Raw genomic sequence first — 2,546 nt, 5'->3', positions numbered from 1 at the left:
TGGCCGCGTGCGCGGCGCGCTTTGCACGCGAACGCGTCGAGGACGATGACCGCAGCGAGGCCTGGTGGCCGCGTCTGCATTCGTTCGCCATCGGCCTGGAAGGTTCGCCGGATCTGGCTGCCGCTCAGGTCGCAGCCGATGCGTTAGGTACGGTGCACCACGGCTTTGTCTACAATTTCTGGGAGGGTCTGGATGCTTTGCCCGAAGTCATCCGCCATATCGAAACCTACGATGTCACCACGATCCGCGCCTCTACGCCGATGTACCTGCTGGCCCGACGCATCAAGGCAATGGGTGTAAAGATGGTCTTGTCCGGCGAGGGCTCGGACGAAATCTTCGGCGGCTACCTGTATTTCCATAAGGCGCCATCGGCCGAAGCCTTTCATGAGGAGACCGTACGTAAACTCGATGCGCTGCATAGCTACGATTGCTTGCGTGCGAACAAGGCCATGATGGCGTGGGGTGTCGAAGCGCGTGTGCCTTTCCTCGATCTGGAATTTCTCGATACAGCGATGGGGATGGACGCCAAGCACAAGATGGCGGGAGCAGGGCGTATCGAAAAGGCCGTGCTCCGTGAAGCTTTCCAGGGCGCCTTGCCCGACGCGATCTTGTGGCGGCAGAAAGAGCAATTCAGCGATGGCGTGGGCTATGGCTGGATCGATGGGCTGAAAGCGCATGCCGAACAGGCGATCAGCGACCGCGAGTTTGCTGCCGCCGCATCGCGCTACCCTTTCAACACGCCGGCGACAAAGGAAGCTTATCTGTACCGGCGTATCTTCGAACGCTTTTACCCAGGCGAGGCCTGTGCTGCGACGGTGCCGGGCGGCAAGTCGATCGCGTGCTCCTCGCCAGCGGCGTTGGCCTGGGATCCGGCCTTTGCCGCGGCGGCCGATCCCTCCGGCCGCGCGGTACGCGATGTTCACCAGCAAGCGCTGACGGCCTGACGGCCACTCAGCGCAGATTGGCGCGCAGCGGGAAGCACAGTTGCCGGTGAGCGATTGCGTCGGCACATCGATCTGGAGCGGAGGGTCCATGTCCTCGCTGGCTCAGGTAGCGCGTGCGGGCCTCGCCTCGACCGGCGGAAGCCGGTGGGCGAACTGCTTGGATCGATACTCCCGTGACGGGCCATCCTTCGATCTTGCCGCGGTTCCCGAGGCCGATCGTACGGACGATATAAATCAGGTTCTTGCGAGCTGGGAAGGGCGCCTCGTCCATCGTTGCCCCGAGAGCCGGCACCCGTCTGCTACACTATGCGGTCACCATCAGCCATAGCGTTCTTATGATCGAGACCAATCCGATCCATGCGCAGATCGCGGACCTCAAGGGCCGCGTCGAGTCGCTTAGGGGGTATCTTTGACTACGCCGCCAAGCGCGAGCGTCTGGAAGAAGTAAGCCGCGAACTGGAAAGCCCCAACGTCTGGGACGATCCGCCGCGCGCACAGGAACTGGGCCGTGAACGCGCCCGCCTCGACACCATCGTCACCGGTATCGATAACCTTACCTCGGGCCTGGCCGACGCCGGCGAACTGCTGGATATGGCTGCCGCCGACGGCGACGAGGACACGGTCAAATCCGTCATCGACGATCTCGGCAAGCTCGACGCTCACGTCGGCAAGCTCGAATTCCAGCGCATGTTCTCCGGCAAGATGGATGCGAATAACGCGTTTGTCGATATCCAGGCCGGCGCTGGCGGCACCGAGGCGCAAGACTGGGCAGAAATGCTGTTGCGCATGTACCTGCGCTGGTGCGAATCGCGCGGCTGGAAAACCGAACTGCTGGAAGTCAGCGGCGGCGACGTCGCCGGTATCAAGTCGGCCACTTTCCGGGTGGAAGGCGATTACGCCTATGGCTGGCTGAAGACCGAGATCGGCGTGCACCGCCTGGTGCGCAAGAGCCCGTTCGATTCGGACAACCGTCGCCACACCAGCTTTACCTCGGTGTTCGTTTCGCCGGAAGTCGATGACGACATCGATATCGACATCAACCCGGCCGACCTCAAGACCGACGTGTACCGCTCGTCGGGTGCCGGTGGCCAGCACGTGAACAAGACCGAATCGGCCGTGCGTATCACGCACGTTCCGACCGGCGTGGTAGTGGCCTGCCAGACCGAACGCAGCCAGCACGCCAACCGCGACCGTGCCATGAAGATGCTGGCCGCCAAGCTATATGAACTGGAAATGCAGAAGCGCAACGCCGAAAAGGATGCGTTGGAAGCCTCCAAGTCCGATATCGGCTGGGGTAGCCAGATCCGCAACTACGTGCTCGACCAGAGCCGCATCAAGGATCTGCGTACCGGGATCGAGCGCTCGGACACGCAGAAAGTGCTGGATGGCGACCTGGACGAGTTCGTCGAGGCTAGCCTGAAATCTGGCCTGGATGCGGGGGCCAAGCGGATAGACGCCTGATAGGGACGAGGGATGAGTAGCGAGGGCGCTTCGATTCGCACCTACCGCGACCTGGTAGCTTGGCAGGAGGCCATGAAGCTGACAGAAAGGGTTTATGCTCTTACAGAGGAGTTGCCCCGGGATGAGCGTTTCGGATTGATT

Annotated in this window: 2 protein-coding genes; both read left to right on the top strand. The window is 62.0% G+C overall.

Going from position 1 to position 2,546, the window contains the following annotated elements; all coding sequences use genetic code 11:
* Positions 1–944: asparagine synthase-related protein (locus VIM98_RS12485; protein ID WP_331993437.1), on the top strand; the 944-nt coding region annotated here is incomplete at its 5' end.
* Between the two features lie 335 nt (positions 945–1,279).
* A protein-coding gene (prfB, locus tag VIM98_RS12480; protein WP_331993436.1) for a peptide chain release factor 2 occupies positions 1,280–2,405 on the top strand; the annotation gives its coding sequence in 2 pieces (ribosomal slippage) (positions 1,280–1,354 and positions 1,356–2,405; 1,125 coding nt in all).
* Positions 2,406–2,546: the final 141 nt, after the last annotated feature.

The organism is Dyella sp. (assembly GCF_036568765.1).
Lineage (GTDB): Bacteria > Pseudomonadota > Gammaproteobacteria > Xanthomonadales > Rhodanobacteraceae > GSA-30.
The sequence above is the reverse complement of the archived record's forward strand: the minus strand, read 5'-3'. Positions and strand labels throughout refer to the sequence as shown.